Here is a 23859-nt window from a genome sequence, read left to right as displayed (position 1 = left end):
AGGAGGCGTGATCTGTCCGCAGGGAGTGAGCTGTGGTCGCGTCGGGGAACGGTGTCGCCGGGCGGGTCAGGCCAGCTGATCCACGGCGACGAGGCGGAGTTCGGCGGTGTAGGTGTCGCTGTGGCCGTCCGTCAGCCAGGTCTGTTTGGGGGTGGGCAGCATTTCGGTGAGGACGAGGGTCGCGTCGGGGTCCTTTCTGGCCAGTCGCCGGATGGCCTTCGCCAGGATCTGGACGTAGACCGGACTGTCGAAGTCGACGTAGAGCGGCCGTGGCTCGGTCGGCGAGACGGCGAACACGAAGCGGGGCAACCGGTTGTGCCGTGCCCATTCACGCGCACGGAGGAATCGTTCGGACTCGGTTTTCGACTGGGCGAAGGAGAGGCCGCCCGCCCGTGGCCGCCAGGTCTCCCGTGCGACGACCAGGCGGTCCACTGTGATCCGTGGGGTGTGCGGCAGGTCGGGGACGGGCTGGAACGCGTCCATCACCAGCCGGGTCAGTGCCTGCGAGAACACCTCCAGGACGTCGAACTCCCGGCCGTCGGGCAGCCGGACCACGACCTGCCCGGCGCGTTCGGAGACCAGCGCGTCCGCGCTGAGCACGACTCGTGGTCGCGCCGGGGCGGCGGTGTGGTCGAGCAGCGCGACCTGATAGTCCTGTTCCCGCACCAGTGACTGGCGGGTCCTGGCGGACAGCCGGGTGTGGTTCTCTTTGGCCAGCAGGGGGAGCAGCCTCGGGCCGGGGAAGTCGCCAGTGGTCAGGTCCAGCAGTTCGGCGACATCGGGGTGCTGGGTCAGGAACACCGACGCGCCCATCGTGTTGATCGCGGTGTGCAGTTCGCCCAGCACGATCTGGAAGTCCCCGCGTGCGATGGCTTCCTCGTTGTCCGCCAGCAGCAGCACGTCCGGGCTGACGTACCGTGAAGCCGCCCAGCCGGAAGTCCCCGGCGGCACGGGGAACAGCTCTTCCACCCGGGGCCGCAGTGAATCGGCCGACAGGGTCGTCCGGCTGCCTTCGGCGGGCAGGAGCGTGGACCACCGACGCCGGAATTCCGCTTGGATGTCCGCGGCGTCGGCAGGGGCGTCTCCGTGCAGCAAAGGCATGCACGCGAACCAGAAGGAGGCCAGGTCGACCGGTCCGGGACCGAGCCCGGACAGGATGGCCTTGGCGCGTTCCGACGTGCGCCGGGCCAGTTCGGTGGCCATCCATCTCGCGCTGGTCAGGAAGAGTTCCAGCGGTGCGAGTTCCTCGGCCACCCGGGTGCCGAGAAGGACCCGGTCGCCCCGGCGGGCGTCGGCGTAGGCCACTGCCCGGCACGGTGCGACCCGCGCCCCCTTCTCCCGGAGGGAGGCCACGTCGGTCAAACCGGTGAAGTCGTCGCCGAGCGCGGACAACGCGGTGCCCAGCGAATCGGCGTTCGCCGCGGTACGGACTTCACCGAGCCGGGACTCCAGCAGCTCCACCGTTTCCAGGCACTCGCGGCGCAACCGGTCCTCGCCGATCCGGTCCAGCAGCGTTCGCAGCGCCCTCTCGGGACGAGGCCCGGCCGGCACCTCCAGCCGCCAGGTCAGCCAGCGGTCGTCGCACATCCGCTCCAACAGCCGAGCCGTGTCCTCCACGCCGGTACGGCGGCCGATCTCGTCCGCGGTGAGGACGCCGTCGCACAGCGCGAAGATCTTTTCCTGTTCCGGGCCGATCGGGACCGGTGGCCTGCCCGGTACGTGGACCTGTCCGTCGTCGAGCCGGACGAACGGCACCCGGCGCGGCGCCAGCCAGCGGCGGATGCCCGGTTTCCGGTCGAGTGTCTTGGCCAGCGAGTCGATCGCCCAGCTCGACAGGTACACCTCGGAGCTTTCGATCAGTTCCGGTGCGGTGGCGATCCGGATCCCGGTCAGCGCCGGATCGAATCGCCCCCAGCCCACCGGTCCGAAGAATCCGATCGTGTCGTTCTTGACGCAGAACCTCTGCCAGTAGCGGGCGACCAGCTCCTCGCGCTTGCGCGGCATGTTCGTCCTGCTCGCGACGGTCGGAGTCCAGGCGAGGAAGGGGGTGAGCGTTCCGTCCACGACGGACTGGTTCTGCCAGGTGATCGCGGCCCGGAAGCGATCGTCCGCGGCGATCTCCCGCAGGACGAACGCGGTGTCGACCGCCGCCTGACGATAGGCGTCCTCGAACGCCGCGCGCCGGGTGCTGTCCGGTGCTTCGCCTGCGATCGCGTCCGCCGCCGCGGCCAGGCCTTCGGGAGCGAGCCGGAGCACGCCCGCTGCCGGGAAGCCCGCGCCGCGCAGGACCAGCTGCGGCCAGAGTGACCACCGGCGCCCGATCGGGACCAGCGTGCTCATCACGCCCGCCCGGCGGCGACGGCGAGTACCGCGTCGGTCAGCATGTCGGGCGAGGGATGGGTGAAAACCGCGCCCACCGGCAGTTCGACGCCCAGCTCCCGGAGCACGCCGACGGTCAGCTCGAACGCCGCCATGGAGTCCCCGTCGGATTCGAAGAAGTCGCTGTCGGCGGTGAGCGCGTCGTTGTCGAGGGCCGCTCGGTACAACTTGAGGATGATCGCGGCCGTCTCGGTGCGTGTCCGTTCGACGGCCGGTGCGTTTTCGTTCATCGGTACTGCCTTTCCGGTATCGGGGGCCGGGCCTGCTCGCCAGGCCGCGGTGACGAAGACGGCGCTGGCGAAGGTCGCCACCAGGGCGACGAGGTACAGCACCGGGTCGAGCCCGGCACGGTCGATGAGGAACCCCGCGAGGAGGAACCCGGCGGGCCCGCCGAGTGCGTTGACGGTGATCACCGCCTGGAGCACCTTCGGCCGCCACACCGGGGGGACGCGGGTGGTCAGCAGGGTGAAGTAGGGCGCGTTCAGCACGGGTACCGCCGCCGCGGACACCGCGAGCGCGGCCAGCAGCCAGGGCAGCGCGGCGCCGGTGACCAGTACCCACAACGGCAGGGCGATCACGATCGCCGCCCCCGCGGCGAGCAGCCGGGGCGGGAAGCGCGACGCCACGAGGTAGGCGGTGATCGAGCCGAGCACCGCGCCGGCCCCGGAGCAGGCGACGAGCAGCCCGCCGACCGCCGGGTCGCCGTCGAAGCGCTGGAAGGCCAGTAGCGGCAGGGCGATCCAGAGCATCCGGAACAGCAGGCCGTAGAGCACGCTCGACACGGCCGCCATGCCAAGGAACCGGTCCCCGCGCAGATATCCCAGCCCGGCCAGCAGTCCTCGTGGGGCCTCGGCGGTTCCCCGGCCCGAGCCGACGGCGGGCACAGCCGACAGGAGCAGGGCGGACACCGCGTAGGTGCCCGCGTCGGCGAGCAGCACCTGACCGGGTGACAAGGCGGTCAGCAGCAGCCCGGCCACCGCGGGACCGGCGAACGCGGCGAGATTCACCGTTCCTTCGAGCACGCTGTTGACCCTGGTGACCGCCACGGCGTCACCGTGTGTCAGTTCCGTGCCCAGCAGCCGTTGCGCGGTGAGATAGGGGATGGTGAACACGCCGAGCACCACCACGATCCCGAGCAGCAGGCCGAAGCTGAGCATCTGTGCGGCGTGCAGCACCGGCACCAGCGCGATCACCGGCGCCCGCGCGGCGTCGCAGCACACCATCACCCGGCGGGGCCCGAACCGCTGCACGACCTCGCCGCCGAGGAGGCCGAGTAGCGCGGTGGGCAGGATCTGCGCGGCGAAGACCAGGCCGGCCCGTCCGGCCGAGCCGGTCTGCTCCAGCACGAACCAGGGCAGTGCCAGCATGCTCATCTGCGAGCCGAAGGCGGAGATCCCTCCCGCCAGCAGCAACGCGCGTACCGGCCACCTCACCGCGGCCGCTCGGCGGGCGCCGCACGGATGATCGCGGCGACTTCCGGTGCCGACGAGTCCACGATGTCCATGTGACCGCCCTCGACGGTGTGCACGGTCAGCCCGGTGGTGAGTCCCGTCCACAGCCTGACCTGGTCGGCGTGGCCGGAGTCGGTCCGTTCGCGGGCCAGCACCAGGACGGCGGGACCGTCGTAGAGGCCGTGCCGGTGATCCGCCAGCGCCTGGAGGAGGGCCCGCCACATCCGCAGCGGCAGTCCTTCCACCGATTCGGTGGTCACCCCCATCGCCTGGGAACGCCGGAGCAGGTCGAGGATCCGGGCCAGCTGCCGGTCGCGTCCCGGGGAGTGGCCGTGGGGGAGCGTCGCCACGAGTTCTTCGGCCTCGCGGAGAAGACCGGCCTGCTCGGCGACCCGGCTCGCCTCGGCGGCGGTCGGCATCGGCGGGTCCAGCAACAGCGGCGGATCGACCCGGCGTCCCGCCGCGTGCAGCTGCCGGGCCATCTCGTGGACGAGCACCGCGCCGAAGGACCAGCCGCACAAGGTGAACGGCTCCACCTGCCCGGTGGCGAGGAGGTCGGCGACGTAGGCCTTCGCCAGCGCCTCCACGGTTTCCGGTGTGTCGCCCACGCCGTCGGATCCGGGGGCCTGGAACGCCAGCACCGGGCGGTCCTGGCCGATCAGCCCCGCCAGTTTGACGTACCAGCGGACACTGCCGCCGGTGGGATGCACCAGATAGAGCGGCGCGCGGGGGCCGCCCGCACGCAACCGGATCAGATTCGCCGACGCCGGTGGGCTCGCCGGCGTCGATGCCGACAGCGCGGTCACCAGGCCCCTGATCGTCGGATGCTCCAACACCATCGGGACGGTCAGGGTGATCCCGGCGTACTGGGCCGCCGAGCGCATGTCCAGCAGGGTCATCGAGTCGCCGCCGAGCTCGAAGAAGTCGTCGGTGACCCCGACTTCGTCCAGATCCAGCACCTCCGCCCAGATCGTGGCGAGCGTGGTCTCGGTCGCCGACGCGGCGGCGACCCGTGGCCGGGTCTCCTCCTGCTCGGGCTCCGGAGGGGGAAGCACGCCGACGTCGACGAGTCCGTCCGAGGAGAGCGGGAAGGCATCGAGCCAGGTCCATGCCTCCGGCACGAGGGGACCGGGCAGCTGTTCGGCGGCGAACGGCCGCAGATCGGTGCGCGTACCGGTCAAGTAGGCGGTCAGCCGGCCCGCGACCGGTATCACCAGCGCGTCGCGCACTTGCGGGTGCCGGCACAGGACCGTCCGGATGCGGGCGGTGTCGGCCCGGACGCCCCGCACCCGGAGCTGGTGCGCCGCGGGACCGAGGACGCGGAGGGTGCGGTTCCCGTCGATCCAGCCGAGATCGCCGGTAGCGAAGGGGCGCCCGCCGGGATGATCGGCCAGATGGATCTCACCGGTGACCCCGGCGGGTGCCGGAAGGCCTTGCGCGTCGAGCACGGTGATCCGCGCCCCCGGCGCCGGCCGGTATCCCGGTGCGCCCGGGTTCTCTTTCCGGGTGGTGAAAAGCCCGGCTTCGGGACTGCCGTAGCCGGTGACCACCGTGATCCCGTCCGGGAGGAGGTCCAAGCACCACGGCGGCAGTTCCCCGCTCACCCACAGTTCGTCCACTTCGGACAGACATTGCGGGTCCTCGTCGAGCAACCGGGCGCCCAGGGCGGCCGTGAGGGTCAGCCGCCTGACCCGGTGCAGCGCGATCAACGCTCGCGTCCGTCCGGCGTCGGGCGGGGAAACGGGCCCGGGCACGAACCGGCCGCCGCCCAGCAAGGGGCCCCAGAACGCGTCCACGTCGTCGTCCGGCCCGAGGTTCAGGCTCGCCTTCGCCGTGCGGGCGACGCGGCTGAGGATCGCCCGATGCGAGAGCGCGCCGACGGCGAGGTCCCCCGCGACCACGGTGACCGGCGCCGCCGATTCCCGGTCCGTCACAGGATGGACGGGAACCCGGCCGAAACGCGCTTCGGCGACGGTGGACACCACCGCCCGCGCCCCGCACCCGGCAGGCAAGAAGGCGTCCGAGAGCGGGACCACGGCCGCGCCCGCCTTCAGCACCCCGAGCCAGGCGACCGCCCGCTCCGCCGGTTCCGGGACGAACACTCCCACCGGGACACCGGGCCGGACGCCGCGTCCGGCGAGATCCGCCGCCACGGCATCGGATCGACGGTCCAATTCGGCGTAGGACAGCGCGGGCGCGATCGCGACACGGTCGGGTGCCTGCCGGGCACGCGCTCGGAAGGCCTCGTGCAGGGTGGCTTCCCGAGGGAGCCTGCCGGGGGCGGTCAGCGGCTGCACGTCGTCTTCGCCGAGGAACGCCGAATCGAACGGGCCGGGGCCGCCGTCGGCGATGGCCGTCAGCACGGTCAGATGGAGCCTGGCGACGGCTGCGGCCTGGGCAGGGGAGAGGAGCGCCTTGTCGGCCTGGAGCGTCATCAGCCGGGGGTGGAAGGTGACGGCCAGCGGCAGGTCGGTGTAGGCGACCTCCCGCATGTCGTCGGAGATCTCCGCGCCGATGTTGTGGAAGCTGACGTAGTTGACCAGTGTGGTGATAACCCGGTGGCCTCGGTCCTTGGCCATCGACGCGGTCGGGTAACGGCGGTACGGCTGGATGTCGCGTTCCTTCGCGAACACCGCGCGCAGGAACTCCCGCCAGGTCGCGGGGGTTTCGGTGACGCCGAACGGCGCGAGGGTCAGGAACAGTCCGCGCATCCGCTCGGCACCCGGCAGCTCGGGGCGGCCGTTGCAGGTCAGCCCGGTCGACACCGCTGTGGTGCCGGAGAGGATCTGCAGAGCGCGCAGGTGCGCCGCGATCATCACCGTCTTGAGCGGTACCCCTGCGGCCGCGGCGGCGGCGCGCAGACGTTCGGTCAGCTCCTCCAACGACATCTCGATCTCGTGGACGCCTTGGTCGTCGCCGGGGTCGACGTCGGGCTCGGGCAGGGTCGCGGGGGTCAGCGCCCGTGCCTGTCCTGCCCAGTATTCCCGTGCCTCGAAGGACTTCTTGGCCCGCGCTTCGAGCGCGACGTACTCGGCGAACGATGGCGGCGGCCGGAACTCGGGCACCGTCCTGCCGGTGATCCCGGCGTCGTACAGCTCGCGCAGATCGGCCAGCAGGGAGGTCAGGCTCCAGCCGTCGATGATCGCGTGGTTGTCGGTGACGGTCAGGCGGGCCCACCGGTCGGTCATCCGGTGCACGGCCAGGCGCAGCAACGGCGGCCGGTCCAGATCGAGCGGCGTGACGCTTTCCTGCCGGAAGAACTCGCTGTAGGCGGCTTCGCGCCGGTCCTCGGGGAGCGCGCGAAGATCCACCACGTGTGGCCGGTGCGCGCCGTGCGGGTGCACCAGCGCGAGCGGTTCGCCGAACCCGCCCGGTGCCAGTGACGTCCGCAGGATTTCGTGGCGGGCCACCAGTTCCGCGACCGCCCGGTCCAACGCGTCGCGGGAGAACGGCGTGAAATGGTCCACCAGGAAACCGGTGACGTTGTGATACGGCGTCCGCCCGGGCCGCGCGGTCATCTCGTAGAGGATGGCGCGCTGCATCATCGTCTGCGGATAGGCGTCGGCCAGCCCCTCGGGCAGACGCCGGCGATCCTCCGGTGTCAGCAGGCTGAACGGGGTCACTTCCGGACGCGGCCCGCCCGTCTCCGGTGCGGCTCCGGCCAGCGCGGCGACCGTCCGGTGCCGGTACAGGTCGTGCACGCTGATCCGCAGCCCCGTCTCCGCGGCGCGCCCGGCCACCCGCAGCGCCAGGATCGAATCACCGCCCAGATCGAAGAAGTCGTCGTCGGCGCCGACCCGGCCGATGTCCAGCACCTCGGCGAACAGCGCCGCCACCCGCCGCTCGGCAGGGGTTCGCGGGGCCGGTCCCGTGGCGGCGGGATCCGGGTGGGCGCGGTCAGGCTCGGGTAGCCGGGCGTGGTCGACCTTTCCGTTGGCGGTCAGCGGGAACTCGTCCAGCCAGACGAATATCGAGGGCACCAGATGGTCGGGCAGGTCCTTGCGGAGCCGGGCCCGCGTCTCGCCGACAGGACGACGGGTGCCGGTCAGGTAGGCGATCAGGCGATGGGTGCCGTACCCGTCGGGCGCGGCGGTCACGACCGCCGCGCGGACCCCGTCGACCCGGGAGAGCGCGCTTTCCACCTCGCCCGGCTCCACCCGGAAACCGCGGATCTTCACCTGCTGATCGGAGCGCCCCAGGTACTCGAGCGTGCCGTCCGGGCGTCTACGCGCCAGGTCCCCGCTGCGGTACAGCCGGGAACCGGGCGGACCGAACGGATCGGCGACGAACCGCGCCGCCGTGAGATCCGGGCGGCCGAGGTAGCCGCGGGCCAGGCCCGCTCCCGCGATGTACAGTTCGCCCCGCACGCCAGGCGGGACCGGCCGCAGCCGCTCGTCGAGGACGTGGATCCGGCGCCCCGGGAACGGCCCGCCCACCGGGCTGACCGGCACCGGCAGATCCGCCGGGGTGAGCCGGTGCAAGGTCACGTGCACGGTGGTCTCGGTGATCCCGTACATGTTGACCAGTTCGATCTGGTCGAGGCCCGCGCGATCGGTCCAGTCCGCCAGTTCGGACGGCGCGAGCGCTTCACCGCCGAAGACCACCCGGCGCAGGCGCAGTTCCGCCCGGCGGGCCGAGAGCGCCGGGCCGAGATGGCCGAAGGCGGTGGGAGTCTGGTTGAGCACGGTGACCCCGGTGCGCACGATCAGATCCGCGAACGCCTTGGGAGCGCGCACCGTTTCGGCCGGGACGATGACCACGCGGCCGCCGGAGAGCAGCGCGCCCCACAGTTCCCAGACGGAGAAGTCGAAGGCGAACGAATGCGCGCACGCCCAGACGTCGGCGGGCGAGCTCGGCAGGGTTTCGCGGTTGGCCTCGATCAGGGTGGTCACGTTGGCGTGGGTGACGCCGACGCCCTTGGGCACACCGGTGGAGCCGGACGTGTGGATCACATACGCCAGGTCCTCGGGCCTCAGAGGCACAGCGGGGTCATGGCTGGGGCACTTCGCCGTCGTGTCGTCGTCCAGTCGTATCACCGCCGTCACCCGGCGGGCGAGCAGTTCCGCCGTGGCGGTCCCGCTCCGGGTGACCAGCACCTTCGCGTCCACATCGGACAGTGCGAAGCGCAGTCTGGCCTCGGGATGCGCCAGATCGAGCGGGACGTAGGCGGCGCCGGCCCGCAGGACACCGAGCGCGGCGACCGCCAGATCCACCGAACGGGGCAGTCCGATCGCGACCCGGTCACCCCGGCGGACCCCCAGCGTCAGCAGCCGGTGCGCGAGCCGGTTCGCCCGGATGTCGAGGTCGCGATAGGTCAGTTCCTCGTCCCCGCAGACGACGGCGACCGTGTCCGCGTCCTCCGGCATCCGCTCCCGGAACACGGCGTGCACAAGCGATCCCGCCGGATCCGGTCCGCCGTCGAGCCCGGCCGCCAGCAGCTTCTCCTCCGCGGCGGACAGCACCGGCAGCGAGCCGATCGGCACCGTCGCGCCCCGCGCGATCCGGCCGACCAACTCGGCGTACCCGCGGGCCATCCTGGCGGCGGTCTCCCGGTCGAACAGGTCGGTCGAGTATTCCAGCGACCCTCTGAACCCGCCGGACCGTTCACGGGCGAGGCTCAGTACGAGGTCGAACTTGGCCGTGTCCGTGGTGAAACCCAGCGGTTCGGCTGGGACGCCGTCGAACTCCGGGCCCGGCGGCGGAACCTCGGCGTCGAGGTTGAACACCGCCTGGCACAACGGATCCCGGCCTGGCCGCAACTCCCGCGCGAGGTGTTCGTAAGGCAGGTCCTGGTGCTCGAAGGCGGCAAGGCACCGCTCGCGGGTGCGGCCGAGGAGATCGGCGAAATCCGGTTCACCGGAGAGATCCCCGCGAATCAGGACCGTGTTGGCGAAGAACCCGATGACGTCCTCGTAGCCGGTCCCGGGGCGGTTGGCCGTCGCGGTGCCCACCACGAAGTCGTGCTGCCCGCAGAAGCGGCCGAGCAGCACCTGGAAGGCGGCCATCCCGGCCATGAACAGGGTGCAGCCGTGCGCGCGGGCGAGCGTGCCGAGGGCTTCGGCCACCGCGGGTTCGATCGTGAAGGCGGCCAGCGCGCCCCGGTCCGAGCGGTCGGTGGACCGTGGCCGGTCGGCAGGCAGGTCCAGCGCCGGAACGCCGTCCAGTTCCCGTTTCCAGAACCTCAGCCGCCGTTCGCCTTCCGGACCCTCGATCAGCACGTGCTGCCGATGCGCGAAATCGGCGAACCGGAGTGCGGTCGGCGGGAGCGGCCGCCGGTGATACAGCTCGGTGAACTCGCGGAGCAGGATGTTCGCGGACCAGCCGTCGAACACGGCGTGGTGGACACGGAACACGAGGACGTGCCCGCCGTCGGCGATCCGGAGGACAGCGGTCTCGAACAGCGGCCCGTCGGCCAGGTCGAGCGGCTCAGCGACCAGGTCGCGGATCAGGTCTCCGGCGGCCCGCAGGCCGCTCACCTCGTGCACCGCGACGGAGGCGGCCGGGCCCGGGCGGACTTCCTGCCACACTTTGCCGTCGCGGTAGGCGAACCGGGTGCGCAGGGCGTCGTGGCGGACGACGAGAGCGTCCGTGGCGGCACGGACGCGATCCAGCGACAGCGGTCCCGGCACGTGCAGGGCGAGGGGAACGGTATAGGCCGCGCTGCCGCCGAACAGCTCGTCGTGGAACCACAGCCCGGTCTGGGCCGGGGTCGCGGGCAGGGGTCCGGCCTGCCGCACCGGGGAGACCCGGCCGGGGGAGTTGCCACCGAGGAGCATTCCGGCGAGGCGGGCCCGCAGCTCGGTCGCGTCGAGATCCGTCATCGTGTCACCGGTCCTTCGTCTCGGAATGCGCGGCTACCGCCTCGGCGATCTCCTCGTCGGTCATGCCCCGCACGCGTGCCCACACCAGTTCTTCGACCGCGGTGGCCAGGTCGCGAACCGTCGGATGCCGGAACACCGCAGGGAGGGGGAGTTCGATGCCGAACGCCGCGTGGGCACGGGCACACACGCGGTTCGCCGCCAGCGAATGCCCGCCCAGGCCGAAGAAGTCGTCCAGCGCGCCCACAGCGGGGACACCGAGGACCTCCGCGAAGATCCGGGCCACGGCCTGTTCCGTGGGTGTTTCGGGGACGACGACCGGCGGTGCGGCGTGCTCGGCTGGTGCGGGCAGCCGGGTTTCGTCGAGCTTCCCGTTGGTGGTCAGGGGCAGTTCCGTCAAGGGGACGAAGACCGAGGGGACCAGGTGCCCGGGCAGCCTCGAAGCGAGGAAGCGGCGCAGGTCGGCGGTGTCGACGGGTTCCCCGGTCAGGTATGCGGTCAGCTTCCGGTCTCCCGGCACGTCTTCGCGGGCGATCACCGCGGCCGCGCGCACGGCGGGGTGCGCGGTGAGGGCGGACTCGATCTCGCCGGGTTCGATCCGGAACCCGCGGATCTTGACCTGCCGGTCGGCCCGGCCGTGGAACTCCAGTGTGCCGTCCGGCCTGAGCCGGGCCAGGTCGCCGGTGCGGTACAGCCGGGAACCGGGCGGACCGAACGGATCGGCCACGAACCGGCCCGCGGTGAGGCCCGGGCGGCCCAGATAGCCCCGGGCCACTCCGGCGCCGCCCAGGTACATCTCCCCGACGACCCCGCCGGGAACCGGGGCGAGCCGGGCGTCGAGCAGGTGTACTTCGCGGCCGGGGAACGGCACGCCGATCGGTACCCGCTCGCCGGCCCAGTCGCGGTGCGCGGTGAAAGCCGTCGCGGTGATGGTGGATTCGGTCGGCCCGTAGGTGTTGACCACCGGGACGTCCGTGGCCGCGAGCCAGCGGCGCAGCGTCCCGGCGGGCACGGTGTCGCCGCCGAGCACGAGCAGCCGCAACGCCGGGGGCGCCGGGTGGATCCCCTCGGCCACCACGGTCACCAGGTCCTCCCAGTAGGCCGGGGTCAGCTCGCACACCGTGATCGCGCCGTCCGCGAGCGCTGTGGCCAGTTCGGCCGCGCCGAGCACACCGTCCCCGCGCAGTACCACGGTCGACCCCGAGGTCAGCGCGGGCAGGATCTGTTCCAGCGAGGCGTCGAAACTGGTCGAGGCCAGCTGCAGGACCCGGTCCCCGTCGAGGTCGTAGAGCTCCCGCGCGGCCTGACAGTGCGCGGCGAGGGAACGGTGCTCGACCACCACGCCTTTGGGGGTCCCGGTCGAGCCGGAGGTGTGGATCACGTAGGCGGCGTCGCCGGGTCCTCCCCGGGGTTCCGGGTTCCCGTCGGGAGCGGCGTCGGCGAGGGCGTCCGTGCGGACGACGCGCAGGCCCAGCCCGTCGAACCGCGCGGCGGCCTCGCTGGTGCAGACCAGCACGGCAGCCGCGGTGTCGGTCATTGTCCAGCGCAACCGCTCGTCGGGGTACGCCGGGTCGAGCGGGAGGTAGGTGCCGCCCGATTTCAGCACGGCGAGCAGGGCGGCGACGGTGTCCGCGGATCGTGGGAGACAGACGGCGACGGGGACCTCCGGGCCGGCGCCCGCGGCGCGGAGACGGTGGGCGAGGCGGTTGGCGCGCCGGTTCAGCTCGGCGTAGCCGGTGTCCACGCCGTCGAACCGGACCGCCGCCCGGTCCGGTGTCTTCAGGACCTGCTGCTCGAACGCGTGATGGACCGAGGGCGGGGACTCCGGAGCCGGGGCGCGCAGCGCGGTCACCCGCGCCCGTTCGCCGTCGGAGAGCACGGGAAGGCCGCGGACCGGAGTGTCCGGTGCGGTGACGGCTCCGGCGAGGAGTACGGCGTAGCTTTCCGCCAGCCGGGCCGCCGTCGCCCGGTCGAACAGGTCGGTGGCATAGACCAGATGCCCGACGAGGTCGCCGCTCGTGGTGTCTTCGGCGAGCGTGAGCCCGAGGTCTTCCTTGGCGGACAACGTCTTCAGCGGCAGCCGCACCGCGGTGGCCCCACCGAGCCGCAGTTCCGTCGCCCCCGTTTCCAGCGCGAACATGGCTTGGTAGAGCGGAGTACGGCTCGGATCACGAGGCGGGGCGACAGCGCGGACCACGCGGTCGAACGGAAGTGCCTGGTGGCCCAGCGCGGTGAGGACCCGTTCGCGGGTGCGGGCCAGGAGTGTCGAGAACGCCGGATCGTCGCCCAGGTCGGCCCGGATGACCACGGTGGTGGCGAAGTAGCCCATCACATCGGCGTATTCGGCGTGGTCGCGATGGGCTCCCGTGATCGCCGCGGTGACGTCGTGCTGGCCGCTCCATCGGGTCAGCAGTACGTGGAACGCGGCCAGGCCGGTCATGAACAGCGTGACGCCATGGCGGCGGCTGAGCGTTTCGGCCCGCTCGCGCAGCCGGGCGGGGATCGTGAACCGCACGACGTCCCCGGTCGACGACCGCGGCGTGGGCCGGGGACGGTCGGTGGGCAGGGCGAGTGGCTCCACGCCGGTCAGCTCGGCGCGCCAGAACTCCTCGGATCCTCCCAGGAGGCCGGATTCGAGGGCGGACCGTTCCCAGCGGACGTGATCGGCGAACCGGCGGGCCGGTTCCGGTGCCTTCCCGCCCGCGGTGAACAGGGCCAGTTCGCGCAGGAACACCGCCACAGACCAGCCATCGACCGCGATGTGGTGCATCGAGACGACGAGCCGCCGTCCGCCGTCCGGGGAACGCAGGACGCGGATCCGCAGCGGTGGACCGGCCGCGAGGTCGAACGGACGGCGCAGCTCGGCCTCGACGGCGTCGTCGAGACGACCGATGTCCAGCACGTCGACGGCCACGGGCGTGGGCGGATCCACGAGGGCGACGGGCTCCTCTCCGTCGGCCACGTACCGCGTGCGCAGGATCTCGTGCCGTCGCACGATCTCGGTGAGCGCGCCGCTCAAGGCGGCGACGTCGGCCTCGCCGGGCAGCTGGTACACCAGCGGCACGGTGTATTCGAGGCTGTCCGGGTCCAGGTTCTGCGCCAGCCACAGCCGTCGCTCTCCCGAGGACAGTTCGCGGCGGTGCTCGAGGGCGGGTGAACGGTCCGGCCCGGCCACCGGCTTCGGTACCGCGGCGATCCGCTCGGCGAGCGCGGCGACGGTGGGGCATTCGAACAGGTCGCGCAGCCGCAGCCCCGCCCCGAGTTCGCCGCGGGCACGGGCGGCGATCTTCCCTGCCAGCAGCGAATCGCCGCCGAGGTCGAAGAAGTTCTCGTCGATCCCGATCTCAGGGTGGCCGAGAGTTTCCGCCCAGATCCCGGCCAAGGCCCGCTCCATCTCGGTCCGTGGTGCCAGGCCGGTCCGGCGCGGTGTCTCGGCGGACATCCTGACGGCGGGAGCGGAACGGCCGAGTGCCAGGTCGATCCCGCCGGTGATGTCCTCCAGCGCGCGCAGGAAGCCTTCGGCCATCCGCGCGACGCGGGCTTCGTCGAACAGGCTCGTCGCGTAGGTCAGCGCGGCCGCGATCCCGGCGGTGCCCTCGTCGAAGACCAGCGAAAGGGTGATGTCCTCCTTGGCCGCCGCGTACGGCGGCGGCACCCGGCGCAGGATCGCCTCCCCCAGCCGGGGCGGCGCCGGCCGGTGCTCCAAGGTGAACATCGTCTGGTACAGCGGATGCCTGCCGGGGTCCCGTCGGCCGCCCACCGCGCGGACCACCTCGTCGAAGGGGAGATCCTGGCCGGAAAGCGCGTCGACGACCTGATCCCGGGTACGGCGCAGCAGGTCTTCCGGTGAGTCGGCGAGATCGGCGCGTATGGCCACGGTGTTGACCAGACAGCCGATCACGCCGTCGAATTCGGGCCGTTCGCGGTTGGCCGAAACCGTGCCGACGGCGAAATCATGCCGCCCGCCGAGTCTGGCGAGCGTGACCTGCCAGGCGGCCAGGCCGAGCACGAACGGGGTGATCCCCCGTGCGGCGGCGGTTTCCTCCACGATCGAGCGCAGAGCGGCGGGCACGGTGAACCGCCACACCGCGCCCGTGGTGGAGCGCAGCGCAGGACGTGGACGATCCGTCGGCAGCGCGAGCGGGCCGACGCCCTGGAGCCGGTCCGCCCAGAACCGGCGCAGCCGCGTCGCTTCGGCCGGGAGCAGCGCTTGCCGCTGCCAGGACGCGAAGTCGGCGACCCGGGCCGCGTCTCCCGGAAGGGCACGCCCGGCGTAGGCCTCGGCGAGGTCGTTCAGGAACACCTGGGCGGACCAGCCGTCGAACACGATGTGATGGACCGCGACGACGAAAGCAGAGGGAGCGGAACCGTTGCGCAGCAAGGAAAAGCGCACCGGCGGACCGGTCTCCACATCGATCGGGGACGCCGCCTCGCTGACGAGGAACGCTTCCAGTTCGGTCCGTGGCAGGTCGAGGACCCGTAACTCGGCCGGGCGGGGCGGGTCGACCAGCCGGACCGGTTCCCCGGCACCGATCCGATAGCGGGTGCGCAGGGCCGGATGCCGTCCGGACAATGCGGTCAGGGCACGTCGCAGCTCGTTCTCGTCCAGCGGTCCGTCCACTGTGTACGCGAGGGTGATGACGTACTCGGCGCTGTCGGGATCGAGCTGGTGGGCCAGCAGCAGCCGTCGTTCGTTCGCCGAGAGGAGCCCGGTGTCCGGGCCGGTGACCGGCCGCCGGGAGACGGCGACGGCGGTCGCCGCCGCGAACTCGGCGAGTGTCCGGTGCCGGAACAGCGCGGCCATGCCCACCGAGGTCCCGAGTTCGGTCCGCAGGCGCGCGATCATCCGGCCCGCGGTGAGGGAATGCCCGCCCAGGGCGAAGAAGTCGTCATCGCGGCCGACCTGCGGCACGGCCAGCACGTCCTGCCAGACCTGTGCCACGGTCCGTTCGGTGGCGGTCGCGGGAGGACGGTGAGCGCGGGCGGGTTCCGGTGCGGGAGCGGGAAGCGCGGCGCGGTCGACCTTGCCGTTGGGCGTCAGGGGCAGCCGGTCGACCGAGACGAAGAACGCCGGGACCAGGTAGCCGGGCAGGACCGAGCGGGCGAAGTCACGCAACGACTCGGCGCCACCGGTGAAATAAGCGACGAGCCGTCCCTCCCGGACGGTGACCACCACCGCTCCCGCGTCCGGATGCGCGGCCAGCGCGGACTCGATCTCGGCGGGTTCGACTCGGTGGCCCCGGATCTTGACCTGTTCGTCCGCGCGGCCGAGGAACTCCAGGTCGCCGCTCTCCCGGAGCCGGACCAGGTCGCCGGTGCGGTACCAGCGGTGCCCACCGGGCGCCGCGACGAACCGCTCGGCGGTGTGCGCCGCACGCCGGGAGTACCCGCGGGCCAGCGCGTCGCCGCCGAGGTAGAGCTCACCGGTCGCACCCGGGGGCACCGGGCGCAGGCGGTCGTCGAGAACGTGGGCGGTACGCCCGTCCAGTGGCGTGCCGATCGGCACGCCGTGCTCCGGCCAGTCGGCCGGCACGGTGAAGGCGGTGGCGGTGACCACGCCCTCGGTCGGGCCGTACGCGTTGATCACCCGGGCCGAGGGGAAGCGGGCCCGCCAGCCGGTGAGCTGACCTCCGGTCAGGGCTTCCGCTCCGAGCACGAGAAGCCGGGGTTCCCAGCCGGCGCCGTCCAGCCCGGCCAGTTCGGCCAGGAGCGCGTCGGCGTAGGACGGGGTCACGTTGAGCACCGTCGGACGGGTGCGGAGGAGTTCGGCGGCGGTCTCGTCCGCCGCGCGGGGATCGGCGATCAGCACGCACGCCGCTCCGGAGACCAGCGGGACGAGGATCTGTTCGAGGGACACGTCGAAAGCGCAGTTGGCGATCTGGGCGATTCGATCGCCCTGCCCCACGCCGAAGGCGGCGGCCGCCGCGCGCAGATGGACGGCCAGTGCGCCCCTGCCGACTTCCACGCCCTTCGGGGTGCCGCTGGAGCCGGAGGTGTAGATCAGATAGGCGGGGGCACGGCTCGGCTCCGCCGGACTCGCGAGATCGGGGACGGCGTCCGAGACCGTGGGAGAAACCCGCGCGACATCGGCGAAACGCTCCGTCGCCTCGTGGTCGTCCTCGACGACAAGCCGCACTCCGGCGTCGTCCAGGGTCCATCGGGTCCGGGACACCGGATGGGCCGGGTCCAGCGGCACGTACGTCCCGCCGGTGCGCAGAACGGCCAGCAGGCCGACGATCAGCCCGGGTGAGCGGGAGACGGACACCCCGACGCGGGTGCCGGGCCCGGCACCGAGCGCGCGCAGTGTCCCGGCGAGCAGGCGCGCGCGCCGGTCGAGCTCGGCGTAGGTGAGGGTCACCGGACCGCATACGACGGCGGGCGCGCCGGGGGTTCGTGCCACCCAGCGGCCGAACGAGGTCGTCACCGGCTCGGGAGGGGAGGAAACCGGGCCGTTCGGGGGCGCGTGCCGTGGGGCGGCGAGCACCGGCAGGTCCTCGATGCCGGCCGAGGTGCCCGCGGACACCAGCGCCGACAGCAGGGTCCGGTAGCTGTCGGCGAACCGGCTCGCCCAGCGGTGTCCGAACAGTTCGGTGTCGTAGGTGACTTCGATGTCGAGCCCGCCGTCGCGGTGGACGAGTGAGACCGCGACATCGGTGTTCACCCCCTGGGTGCGCAGAGGGTAGGAGCCGATCCTGATCCCGGCCATCGAGTCGTTCGTGCGCCGTTCGACGCCGAACATGGCTTGGAACAGCGGGGTCCGGCCGGGATCCAGTTCGGGTCGCAGTTCGCGGACGACCTCTTCGAACGGGACGTCGCCGTGGGCGAAGGCTTCCAGCACCCGGTCGCGGGTCCGTTCCAGCAACGTCCCGAAATCGGGCTCGCCGGTCAGATCCGCGCGGATCACCAACGTGTTGACGGAGAACCCGATCGGCGAGGCGGGCCCGGCGCCGCCCGCGCTGGCCACCCCGATCGAGAGATCACGCTGTCCGGTGAAGCGCGACAGCAGGATCTGGAACGCCGTCAGTCCGGTCATGAACAAGGTCGCCCGGTGCGGTCCACCCAATGTGCGCAGCAGCCGGGCGTCCTCAGCGCCGAGGGAGACCCGCGCGATGGCTCCCGCGCCGGTCCGTACGGCGGGCCGTGGCCGATCGCCGCGCAGGGCCAGTGGTTCCAGGCCGCTGAGCCGGTCACGCCAATAGGCCAGCTGCCCGGCGGATCCGGATCCATCCTCGCTCGTCCCGGACCGGTCGGGTACGGGGAGCCGGGCTTCCCGTCCTTGCGTCGCCGCCTCGTACAGTTCGGCGAACTCACGCCGGAAGACCCCGGCCGACCTGCCGTCGAAGACCAGGTGATGCACCGACAGCAACAGGACGTGCCGGTCTTCGGCCAGCCGCAGCAACGACACCCGCAGTGGCGGGCCTGCGGTCAGGTCGAACGGGGTCACGCCCTCGGCGTCGACGTACCGGTCCAGCGCCTCCGTCACCGGCTCCGGTCCGCCGGAAAGCTCGACGAGGGGGACCGGGACGGGGGCCGGCGGCTCGACGACCCGCATCGGGTCGTCGCCTCCGAGCACGAACCGGGTCCTCAGCGCGTCGTGCCTGGACACCACCCCGGTCACCGCCAGGCGGACCGCTTCGACGTCGAGTTCTCCCTGAAGCAGCCAGGGGTAGCGCTGGTTGTATCCGCGGTAGCCGGGGGCGAGCTGCAGCCGGAACCACAGGCCGCGCTGCCCGGCGGTCAGGGGCAGGGAGGGACGGGGGTCGCTCATCGTGTCAGCCGTCGGCCAGGCTGCGCGGACGCAGATCGGTCCAGACCCGCTCGATGTGGTCCAGACATCGCCGCCGGTCCGTTTCGCCCAGTTCCACCCGCCAGCCGTCGGGAACCTCGGCGAAGGCGGGCCACAGGGAACGCTGGTCCTCGTGGTTGACGAGCACCAGGAAGCGGCCGTCGGGGTCGTCGAAGGGATTGCTGCTCATGGACCGCCCTGTTCTGCCTGCCGTTCGTGGACAGCCGCCACTGTCACCACCGGGGCCGGTGCGGCACATGAGTGGTGGGCACCCACATCGACGTTCGCCGACGTCGGCCCGCCCGGGCATCGCCGGGATTCACCGGTTCGGCGCAACGGCCCGCGAGGTCCGGGCGGCGGGCGGGCGCCCGGTTTGGGTGTTCGCCACGGATGTGGCCGTACCGGCGTCCCGGTACGTTCGGCCCGGTCAGGCCCGGGACCGAACGGCAGGGGAGACACAGTGCCCGATCGCACGCTGTACCAATGGTTCGCCGAATCGGTGTCCGTCCATTCCGGACTCCCGGCGGTCGAGACCCCGGAGGTCGTCCTCAGCTACGCCGAGCTGGCGGAGCGCGCCGAGGCGCTGGCCGCGCACCTCGTGCGGACGGCGGGCCGGGTCCCGCGGCGGATCGGACTGCTGGCCGGGCAGGACCTGGTGGCCGTGGTGGGGTATCTCGCGGTACAGCGCCTCGATGCGGTCATGGTGCCGCTCAACCCCGCCTACCCAGTGGCCCGCAACGCGACCGTGTGCCGGATCGCCGGCGTCGACACGGTGATGGCGAGTCCGGCTGGTGCCGCGCAGTGCGACGCCGGGCTGGGCGAAGACCTCGCGGCCGTCCTCCGGATCGGCGAGACCGAACTGCTCGGACTGCCCGCGGCAGGTGACGTCCTGCCGCCCCGTGCGGCGAGCACCGACGACCTCGCCTATGTCATGTTCACCTCGGGGTCCACCGGGGTGCCCAAAGGCGTGCCGACCCGGCATCGCAACATCTCCCCGTACATCGAGCACAACCGGCGCCGCTACGAGGTGGAGCCGGGAACCCGTCTCTCCAACACCTTCGACCTCACCTTCGATCCGTCCGTGTTCGACCTCATCGTCACCTGGTCGGGCGGCGGCACGCTGGTGGTCCCCGGTCCGCGTGAACTCCTCACCCCGGTCGACTATCTGATCCGGCGGCGGATCACGCACTGGTTCTCCGTTCCTTCGGTGATCTCGGTGTGCGCGGACCTCGGCACCCTGCCCGACGGCTCGGACCCGGCCGCCACCGCCACGTCGCTGCGTCACAGCGTCTTCATCGGTGAGCCGTTGACCCACGGGCAGGCCGAAGCGTGGCGGCGCGTCGCGCCGCAGGGGGCCATCCACAACTCCTACGGCCCCACGGAGGTCGCCGTGGCGTGCGCGGAGTACCGGTTGCCCGCCGATCCCGCCGACTGGCCCTCGACGTCCAACGGGACCTTGCCCATCGGCGCCGTCTACCCGCATCTGGAGTTCGTGGTCCTCGACGACCACGGAGAACCGGCGGCGGAGGGCGAACTGTGCGTGCGGGGCGGTCAGCGCATGGACGGATACCTCGACCCCGCCGACGACCTCGGACGCTTTCTCCTGGCCGGCCCGTCGGGCGTCGCCGAGTACACCGGGCAGGGACCCCTGACCCCGGAGCACTACTACCGCACGGGCGACCTGGTGCGCTGGGAGGACGATGCCCTGGTCTGCCTCGGGCGGCGGGACAACCAGGTCAAGGTGCACGGCTACCGGGTCGAACTGGGCGAGATCGAAGCGGCGTTGCGCCGCCATCCCGGTGTGCGGCAGGCGGTCGTGCTCGCCACACCGTCCGGCGCCGACAACGAACTGACCGGCTACTACACCGGGGCGGACCCGGGAGCGGCGGTCGTGCGCCGGTGGCTGCGCACGCAGGTCCCGCCGCATATGGTGCCCCGGCGTTGCGTCCACCGGGAAACGCTGCCGCTGACGGTCAACGGAAAGATCGACCGTCGGGCGCTGTCGGCACTCGCACCGGCGCCGGGGTGATCCGGACGACTCCCGCGGTGATCGCGAACCGCCCGAGTTCGATTCGGCCCGCCAGGCCCGTCTTGGCGATCAGGCTCGACACATGCCGTTCGACCGTGCGATGGGACAGATGCAGCAGGTCGGCGATCTCCCGGTTGCTGAGCCGGTCGACCAGAAGACGCAGCACCTCGTACTCACGCGCTGTCACACCCGCCGCCTGCACCTCCGGGGGAAGGACGGTCGCACCGGCGCGCGCACCGGCTTGCCGCACCAGGGAACCAGCGGCTTGCGCCACGGCCAGGCCGTCGAAGTGCTTCTCCGCCGCACGCAGCCATCGCACGGGCGCGCCCCACCCGTCGGCCAGAGCGGCTTCGCCGACCAACCGCAGTCCGAGGAATCGCGCGTTCGGATAAGGGTCTCCGAGGGTGACCGCGTCGGCCACCGCGACCTCAGCCTCCGCACGGTCGCCCCGGCGGCCCAGCAGGACGGCCCGCGCGAAGGCGGCAAACTGCCGGTCCCAGCGCAGATGATGGGCAGGATCGGCGGTGGCGGCATCCCAGCCGGCGAGGTCGAGATCTCCGCGCAAGGCACGAAGCAGCAGGCTCAGTCCGTGCTTGCCCGAGTGGTGGGGGACCGACAGGGAGACCACCTTGGCCCGCGCGGCCAGGTCGAGCTCACGCATCGCGCGATCCCGATCCTCGGTGAGCAAGGCGCAGAAGGCACCGGAAAGACCGTGTAACCAGCCGGAATGCTGAGGCTGGAAACCTCCCTGCGCACGAAGCGCGAAATTCGCCGTCGCCAGTTCGGCCGTCCGTCCGCGGTGACCCGCCAGCACGGTCCGGATCAGCAGCGCCTGCTGGGTGAGCCGGTGCAGACGCAGCCGCGTCGAGTCCGCCTGCAGGCGGTCCAGCAGTTCTTCCGCGGCGGCGAACTCACCGCGCAGCACCGCCACCAGCGCCAGGGTCAAGGTCCCTCGATGACGGAGGGACTCGGCGCCCTTGTCACCGGCCCGCTCCACGACGAGGCGCAGCTCGTCGACGTCCCCGGTGGTCATGGCCTCCCAGGACCGGAGATACAGCAACGCGCGTAGTTCGTCGAGTGGCCGGTGGTGGTGCACGGCCACCGCCACGGCATGGGCGAGGCATTCCCGCGCCCGGGCCGGATCGTGCAGGGAGAGCAGACGTCCCAGCAACGGCCAGCCCCGGCAGGCTGTTTCGGGCAGATCCGCGGCTCCGGCCGCCGCGATGAGCCGCCCGACCGTGCCCGACAGCTGCCGCAACCGGCCGGGCGCCGCCGCGTCCAGCGCGAACCGTACTTCGGACAGCTCCGCCCGCACGTACCCGCTTGCCCCGGATTCGTCGCCGAGCGCGGTCTTCGCGCGTTTCACCAGGGCCGACGCCACTCGTGTCCGCCCGGTCTGCCAGGCGGCGTCGGCGAGCCGGAGGTGCAGCTTCGCCTGCCCCGAGCCGGGCAGGCGGCGGACCAGTTCGTCCACCGAACCCGCCAGGCCCATCGCCCGGTCGGCGAGCCCGGCTTCGACGAGGGCATCGAGCCGGACGTCCCACGCCGCCGCCCTGCCCTCGGGCGAATCCCGGGCGGGCAGGAGAACGGCCCGGTCGGCGAGATCCATGGCCGCGCTCAGCCGGGCTTCGACCAGTTGTCTTCGCGCTTCCTCGGCGAACAACCGGCTGGCGGCCACAGGTTCCCCGGCACGGGAGCGCAGGGCCGCGGCGGCCGGGCACCACAGCCCGGGGAGCCCGGGATGCGCGGCTTCCACGGCGTCTGCCACCCGCCTCGCCAGCTCCGCCCGCCGCGCCGGGGACAGCTGGGCGAGCAGTGCGGTGATCAGGAGCGGATGCAGGATCGGGAGCCGGGTGCCCGATTGGCGTCCTGGCGCGTAGGCCTTACGTCGGAGCAGCCCGGACAGCCTGTTCCTGATTTCCCCGGCTTCGAGGCCGGTGGCCGCCCCCAGCACCGTCGGGGAGTAGCGGCGACCCAGCACCGCCGCAAGCAGCAGCAGGTCGAGAGTCACCGGATCGAGCGTGGCCGACCATCTCTCCAAGGCTTTGACGAGTTCGCCCGGAGCCTCATCGGTACGGGACGCCGACCACCGCGTGTCACTTTCGTCGATGCCCAGATAGCCGCTCTTTGCCAGGTCGACGGTGATGGCCCTGATCAGCAGCGGAATCCCGGAACTGCCTAGCCAGACGATGTCGGCGACCGCCGTCGGCACTGATTCGACGCCCAGGTGGGAGCACACCAGGCGCCGGGTGTCGGGATAGCCGAGGGGCGGTACGGGGAGGAACCGCCCGCTGCGCCGGGTGGCCACCGCGTCGGCCAGGGCCAGGGCCACGGCCCCCGGCTCGGAGCCGATCGTGGCCACCAGCAGAACCGGTTCGCGCCGGAGGTTGTCGATCAGATACTCGACGACCGCCAGGGTCTCGTAGTCCGCTTCGTGGAGGTCCTCCAGCACCAGCAGGCAGCCCCGCCCGCGTGCGATACGCGACAGCAGGCGCAGCACCGCCTCGCCGAGCAGCACAGGCGACGGATTCGGCTGCTCGAGCTCACCCGCGTACTCCGGGAGCACAGCCGCCAGGGCGGGCTGATGGCTCCGCAGCGCGTCGGGGTCGAGGTGGTCGGTGCCGCGGACCAGGGACAGCACCGCTTCGGTCAAGGGCCGCAAAGCCACCGAACGGCCGATCACGCTGCCCCGGCCCTGTCCCCAGGCCATCCCGGCGGCGACGGCCATCTCCGCGGCGGACGCGGCCAGCCTCGACTTGCCCACCCCGTACTTGCCGACGAGGAGCAACGCGGTGCCTTTCCCCGTTCCGGTCAGGCGCAGCGCGTCCCGGATTTCCCGTTCCAGCCCGCTTCTCCCGATGAGCCCGGTACCCGACTTCAGCGCATGGTCAGCGTCGATCACGGTGTTCCTTCCCCCTTGGACCTGCAGCACATCAGGAAAGAACGGGGAACGGCAATCCACCAAAGGTCGGAGGAGTGACAATGCCGCGGATACCGTCGGTCATCGTGGCCGTCGCGACAGGATTACTCGACGGGCGAAAGGATGACCGGTCACAATGGAAAGCGGCGAAATATCCTTAACCGATCGGTTCGACCGCGTCGCGGCGGCCGTCGCGCCGCGACCGCCAGGATGCGGCCAAGGGCAGGTCGAGGATGCCGGCGGGTTGCGACCAGGTACAACGCGACGTTCCGCCAACTGTCCGGCGCCTACGACTCTGACCTCGCCGCAGGTTCTCGCGCCTCTCCCACCGTCCTGGTGGTCCATGGTGGCGAGATCCGAGGGCGTCGACATCGAATGGTTCCTCGACGGTCGGATGGCGGCTATAGGAACACCGCAAAGGCGCTGTACTACACGCCCGCTTCGTGACCATATACGAATTCGCCATCGTCATCGAC

The 23859-nt window shown here is 71.9% G+C and carries 7 protein-coding genes; 1 reads left to right on the top strand and 6 read right to left on the bottom strand.

Features of this window, described 5'->3' with window-relative positions:
• Window positions 1-66 precede the first annotated feature (66 nt).
• From AORI_RS63690 to AORI_RS63665, 5 genes are read right to left on the bottom strand one after another with little or no spacing between them, the layout of a single operon-like run.
• A complete protein-coding gene (locus AORI_RS63690; protein ID WP_043848171.1) occupies window positions 67-2340 on the bottom strand; it encodes a lantibiotic dehydratase in 2274 nt (757 codons plus the stop codon).
• A complete protein-coding gene (locus AORI_RS63685; protein WP_063751882.1) occupies window positions 2340-3812 on the bottom strand; it encodes an MFS transporter in 1473 nt (490 codons plus the stop codon). Before AORI_RS63685 ends, AORI_RS63690 begins: the two co-directional genes overlap by 1 nt.
• Complete coding sequence (locus AORI_RS63680) at window positions 3809-10651, bottom strand: non-ribosomal peptide synthetase (RefSeq protein ID WP_016334873.1); 6843 nt, start codon at window positions 10649-10651, stop codon at window positions 3809-3811. The genes AORI_RS63685 and AORI_RS63680 overlap by 4 nt, the downstream gene beginning before the upstream one ends.
• 4 nt (window positions 10652-10655) lie before the next feature.
• Window positions 10656-18416: a non-ribosomal peptide synthetase gene (locus AORI_RS82445; RefSeq protein ID WP_016334872.1), complete on the bottom strand. Its 7761-nt coding sequence runs from the start codon at window positions 18414-18416 to the stop codon at window positions 10656-10658.
• A gap of 4 nt (window positions 18417-18420) precedes the next feature.
• Complete coding sequence (locus AORI_RS63665) at window positions 18421-18624, bottom strand: MbtH family protein (protein WP_016334871.1); 204 nt, start codon at window positions 18622-18624, stop codon at window positions 18421-18423.
• 270 nt (window positions 18625-18894) lie between these two features.
• Between AORI_RS63665 and AORI_RS63660 the strand changes: the two genes are divergently transcribed.
• Window positions 18895-20463: an amino acid adenylation domain-containing protein gene (locus tag AORI_RS63660; RefSeq protein ID WP_043848170.1), complete on the top strand. Its 1569-nt coding sequence runs from the start codon at window positions 18895-18897 to the stop codon at window positions 20461-20463.
• Here AORI_RS63660 and AORI_RS63655 read toward each other — a convergent pair.
• Window positions 20408-23365: an ATP-binding protein gene (locus tag AORI_RS63655; protein ID WP_016334869.1), complete on the bottom strand. Its 2958-nt coding sequence runs from the start codon at window positions 23363-23365 to the stop codon at window positions 20408-20410. The two genes, AORI_RS63660 and AORI_RS63655, sit on opposite strands and share 56 nt — an antisense overlap.
• Window positions 23366-23859 lie beyond the last annotated feature (494 nt).

It is taken from the genome of Amycolatopsis keratiniphila (assembly GCF_000400635.2).
GTDB lineage: Bacteria > Actinomycetota > Actinomycetes > Mycobacteriales > Pseudonocardiaceae > Amycolatopsis > Amycolatopsis keratiniphila.
The sequence above is the reverse complement of the archived record's forward strand: the minus strand, read 5'-3'. Positions and strand labels throughout refer to the sequence as shown.

Bases quoted from the DNA above. Each gene is read 5' to 3' on its own strand.
- AORI_RS63690 (WP_043848171.1), bottom strand. From the start codon at position 2,340: ATGAGCACGCTGGTCCCGATCGGGCGCCGGTGGTCACTCTGGCCGCAG.
- AORI_RS63680 (WP_016334873.1), bottom strand. From the start codon at position 10,651: ATGACGGATCTCGACGCGACCGAGCTGCGGGCCCGCCTCGCCGGAATG.
- AORI_RS82445 (WP_016334872.1), bottom strand. From the start codon at position 18,416: ATGAGCGACCCCCGTCCCTCCCTGCCCCTGACCGCCGGGCAGCGCGGC.
- AORI_RS63665 (WP_016334871.1), bottom strand. From the start codon at position 18,624: ATGAGCAGCAATCCCTTCGACGACCCCGACGGCCGCTTCCTGGTGCTC.